This window comes from Mucilaginibacter sp. (genome assembly GCF_028287845.1).
Lineage (GTDB): Bacteria > Bacteroidota > Bacteroidia > Sphingobacteriales > Sphingobacteriaceae > Mucilaginibacter.
In genome coordinates this window covers 1-4893 of record NZ_JAQBOW010000069.1, presented here as the reverse complement: position 1 = coordinate 4893, position 4893 = coordinate 1, and the positions used below count along the sequence as shown (strand labels likewise).

The window sequence follows — 4893 nt, the reverse complement described above, 5'->3', positions numbered from 1 at the left end:
ATAACTGGGAAAGGCCGCATCAAGGTATTAATGGCAAAAAACCTATCGATATGGTCTCCCTAAACAACAAAAAATAAATACCTAATTTTGTTACCGAATTACTAAACCCTTACAGCAATGACGCGCTGATTATGGTATTTTACCGCTTCTTAAACGGCCGTTCAAAAAAGTCATCTACTATTTTATCAAACTCATCCCTATGCTCCTGCAAGGTTCCATGGCCCGAGTTGGGGACTATCCACAGATAAGAGTTTTTAATAGCCTGGGCTATTTGTACGGTATGGGGCACTGGTATCAGGTCATGATCGCCGCCGATGATGAGGGCGGGACATTTAATAGCTTTGAGTGCTTTTAACGGGATGTTGGGTTGCAGCCAGTCTAGCATAAAAATTTTGTAGGTGTTTTTATCGTCCGCAGTAGTTAGCGGCATTTTCTTTTGCCAGTTGTTGTAATCTTTTAACTCGTCTTTCCAGTAGGAAGGAACAATGCCGGTAGAATCGGGCCATAGGTTAGCACCTGTGGATGCCAGTTTTATTACCTTATCCTGGTGGCGCATAGCCAATACAATGGCATTAATGCCTCCATCGCTCCAGCCCAGCACATAGCAAGAATCTATATGCATGGCGGTAAGCAACGCGTCAAAATCATCAGCCATCATTTCAAAACTTAACGAGTCGCGGTCGTCGCGGGTGCGCCCGTGTGCCCGGCTATCCACCGCAATTACCTGGTACTTTTTAGCAAAATAGGGTATAATGCCACCAAAGGCCCCCATATTGCCGCCATTGCCGTGTATCATCAGCAAGGGTTTGCCAGTGCCGTAAACCTCGGTATACATTTTAATACCGCGCACATCATAGTATTTCCCTACGGAGTCATTACGTCCGTAGGGATTTTTTTTTTCCTGACTAAACGCCACTGCAGTAAACAACAGCGCTATTAAAAGTAAGGGGAACTTTTTAAGCATTACTGTTTTGTGTTTTTAACGATGAAGGCAACTATCGGCGCAGGATCACGAGGTACATGCGGAAAATGACCCTCGCCCGGTATAATTATAACGGTCATGCTGCCGCCAAGGGCTTTGTATTTTTGTTCGGCAACGCGGGTATCAGTAGCCAACCATGGGTCGGTAGCGCCGCTAACATGCAGGGTTGGTATATGTGCCTTGGCTAATGGCGCAAGCGTATCAATAGGCGCTTTTTTCTCCATCAGGCTGCGCATGGCGGCATTATCCACGTAGATGCATGATACCTTATCGGGGTTATAAATGCTCCATTCGTAAGCTTCGCCGGCATAAGCGCCTGTGCCTTCCATAACCGGTTTTTTAGAAAATCCTTTAGCGGTAAGTGTGGCGTATATTTTATCCCAGTCTTTACGTACCGGTCCGCTTTGCGCGGTAATTGGCGGTATCACAATATAATATCCTTTAGCCAGCAAAGCCTGCTCAACAGTAGCATCCCTGCTTAAAACCCTATCAGCCCTAAAAACCCATGGGTTACCCGCAGCAGGTTTATTTGGGGCGATAATAGTTAACCCCTTTATACCGTAATGGGTGGCGCTTTTAGCCATATAAACATCATAAGTTGGCGTAAACATTGGTCCGCGTACGGTGGCATACGTGTTTTCTATTTTTAAAAACTGATACTTATTTTCAAGGCTGTAGTAGTAAGTTTTTACGTAGGCGGCAGTATCTGCAAATAGCGGATCGCTGGCGGTTGGCTTGATGTTTTGCTCAACCCAGTCGGCAATAAACGTAGCATCTTTTACGCTATGCGGATGATGGGCGGTACCCTCTTTAATCATCATGGTCATACGGCCACCCAAACGCAGATATGTATCTTCAATAGGCAGGGTATTGGTGGGCAATAAAAAGTCTTCGGTACCTACAAGACTAAATACGGGTATGTCATTTTTAACCAACAGGTTTAAAGCAGCAAAGCTTTCGGGCCGGATGGCCGGATTATCGGCATATAAACAAGATACCTTATCTGGATGGGTAGTTGCCCAGGCATATTCATTTATACCGCCACGGCTCATGCCGCTAAATGCAGGTTTTTTGGTGAGGCCATGTTTGGTAAAGAAATCATACCATACTTCCCACGGTTTACCCGGGTCTATATTACAATAAACCACATGAAAGCCGCGCTTCAGCAGCTCTACTTCTGATTGTGACTCATGGTCCCAGTAATATCCGCGCCATGTAGCGGGGTTACCCGGCGCTGCTGTTTTAGGTACGATGACTATACAGCGTATTTTACCCTTTGGCGTATTTTTATCGTCCATGCCGGTACGCTCTTCGGGTGTAGCTATAAAGGGGGTTATGGTAAAGGTTTCCGTATCCATCAAATAGTCGTAACGGTCAAAGCCATGCCATGAGGTTTTTTCACCCTCGAAAGGGGTAAAACCCTGGGCAAATGTTTTGCCTGTTATCATTAACAAAAAGCAAATGGCAATAAGTAGTGCAGGTTTAAAGCAAGTCTTCATTTTTAGGTTATTGGTGTTTTATTGGTTGGTTTAACTGGGTTGCTGGTATCAGCTTAAACAAACTTAATGCATTAATTAATATTACGGCTAACGTAACAGAAATTAAACATAACTATTTCATTTTAAGCCGTTGGGAACGCAACCTCGCTTTTTTTATCAAAGAACCTGGCATACCGTTTTGCCTCGGCAACAATTTTTTGGGCGATTTGATTACTTACTTTAACAAAGGGTTCTATTTCAATAAATACTTTGTCTTTTTTCTCAATGCGCTTCCAGGAACCTGCTATTTGCCCGTTAACTACAACGGGCGGCTTAAATATCCCGCTACCGCTTAGCGTATTATGCTTATCATCAATACCGAAGGATCGGTTTTTATAAGCCACATAATACTCGTCATAAGCAGGTAATAACCGTACCGTGTTTACAAGTTTTTGTTCTGTTATAACCGGCAAAAACCAATAGGCCTGCCCATTTATAATTTGATGGTCAAGATTAGGTTTACTTAATTCGAGGCCACGTTTCGCATCGGTTATTGTGAGCCCGCTCCACCAGGCAAAATCATGTACGGTAGCCGGGCCGCGGCTTATAAAATATCTTTTTGCAAGTTCGGCTAGTGCCTCATCTTTATCTAAATATTTACTATCAGGTACGCGATCTTGAAGCAACATGTAAGTAAATTGCTTTCCCTTTCTTGCTCCGCTGCAAATCAGGCCATCCAACTCGGCATCTAAAAGTAAAAAGGAAAGATGATTATCGCCGGTTTTTATATTTTGCCCTTTTAGCAGCGGAATAAGTTCTTCCCTGCTTAACTGATTGCCCCCGGTAAGTGCAGTTTCAAATATTTTTTTGCTTTGCTTTAATATTGCACTATCTATTCCTTCTTTAACCAGGTAACCGGCCATTAACTTTTTTACTTGCGGAGCGGTAAGTTTTAACATCCAGCCAATATCACCGGGCGAAACAAAGTGCCATGTGGGGCGCAAAACATGTGTGCGAATTATTTTGCCCTCGTTAAATTCTTTTTCAACCAAAGTATCGGTTAACCCTTTTATCCTGGTGCCTAGCGCCCATTTAGCGCCATAAAAATCTTGCGCTTGTATACAGCCCATATAACTTACCAGCTCATGTGCTTTGGTAAATTTTAAGCCCATTAGTTGCTGGTTGATCAGGCGTTGTTGCAGTATATCGCGATTGCTCATTATAAAAGCAATGTAGTAAAATTTTATAGCCGGATGGAGATCAATTCGCAAAAAATCATAGAGAAATATGTATTATTTATGGCGTGCTTTTTGATCTAAAATACTAATAATAAAATATTTACCCCTGCATATTTAAAATAAACAATATAATGAAAAACTCATTTAAAGCCTTGCTGGTAGTAATGTCCATTTTGTTTAGTTGCGGCACAACAACAATGGTTACCAGCTCTTGGCGCAAACCCAACGCAACAGCTAACGGGTACAAAAAAATTTTTGTGGCGGCTATAACCAACAATATCCCTGCAAAGCAGGCCGTTGAAAATGGCCTACAGCACCAATTAGAGCAAAAAGGCATAATGATTGTAAAAAGCACAGATGTATTTCCGCCTAATTTTAGCACACAAACCGGGCAGCGGAAAGAATTGATATTGAGTAAAATACAGTCGACAGGTGCTGATGGAATTTTAACTATCGCCCTATTAAAGCAGACAACCGAAACGCATTACATACCACGAAGTGGCTTTTGGAACCCGGGTTTAAGGTATGGCTATTATAACAATTTTTGGAATTATTATAATAACTGGTACCCATCTATTTATGCTCCGGACTATTATGATGAGCAAGAAGTGTATTACCTGGAAACCAATTTATATAATGCGCGTAATGAACAGCTGATATGGGCCGCGCAATCAAAAACTTATGATCCGGTTAATATTGATAGTTTTTTAAAAGGCTACCTAAAATCAATTTACGACCAAATGGTTAAAGACGGTTTAATTACCTCAAGCCCGATTAGAGATTAAGGCACGCAAATTCTGGAGACTGTATCAAAAGTCATTAACAGTAAATAGCAATAAAATAATATTTGGCCTTTGTGATCTCTGTGTCTCCTTTGCGGCCTCTGCGTTTAAATTTTTACCACAGAGTGCGCAAAGAAGTCACAAAGTAACGCAGAGAGAGTTAAGTCCGGAAAATATAATTCTGTCCTGATTTTTGTAATATCAATTTTGATACAGCATCTTTTTTTATACTGCAAAAAAAACTTCCCGAACGGCAAGGCAACGTATTATTCTTTTTGTGCGTATTGTTTACAAATAGTTAAACAATTTAATTGCCCCTTGCCTTGAAGCGAATTATAGCAGGTATTTTCAATATTCTTGAAAAGCAGGAAAAAGCAAAATTAGTGAAGCTGATTTTGTTCGACTTGCTTATG

General features: G+C 41.6%; 4 protein-coding genes. 1 reads left to right on the top strand and 3 read right to left on the bottom strand.

The window, feature by feature from the left end; translation table 11 throughout:
• Positions 1 to 139: 139 nt before the first annotated feature.
• The 3 genes from JWP71_RS06055 to JWP71_RS06045 all read right to left on the bottom strand — a co-directional run bounded on the left by JWP71_RS06055 (position 140) and on the right by JWP71_RS06045 (position 3680).
• Positions 140 to 964 (bottom strand): alpha/beta hydrolase, encoded by an 825-nt coding sequence (locus tag JWP71_RS06055; RefSeq protein WP_299497964.1) that lies wholly within the window; start codon positions 962 to 964, stop codon positions 140 to 142.
• Positions 964 to 2481: an alpha/beta hydrolase gene (locus tag JWP71_RS06050; RefSeq protein WP_299497963.1), complete on the bottom strand. Its 1518-nt coding sequence runs from the start codon at positions 2479 to 2481 to the stop codon at positions 964 to 966. The genes JWP71_RS06055 and JWP71_RS06050 overlap by 1 nt, the downstream gene beginning before the upstream one ends.
• Positions 2482 to 2603: 122 nt before the next feature.
• Positions 2604 to 3680 carry a winged helix DNA-binding domain-containing protein gene (locus JWP71_RS06045; protein WP_299497962.1) on the bottom strand — a complete coding sequence of 359 codons (1077 nt, stop codon included), beginning with the start codon at positions 3678 to 3680 and terminating at the stop codon, positions 2604 to 2606.
• A 149-nt stretch (positions 3681 to 3829) separates the two neighbouring features.
• Between JWP71_RS06045 and JWP71_RS06040 the strand changes: the two genes are divergently transcribed.
• The gene (locus JWP71_RS06040) at positions 3830 to 4483 is read left to right on the top strand and encodes a hypothetical protein (RefSeq protein ID WP_299497960.1); all 654 of its coding nucleotides are present in this window, start codon (positions 3830 to 3832) and stop codon (positions 4481 to 4483) included.
• Positions 4484 to 4893 lie beyond the last annotated feature (410 nt).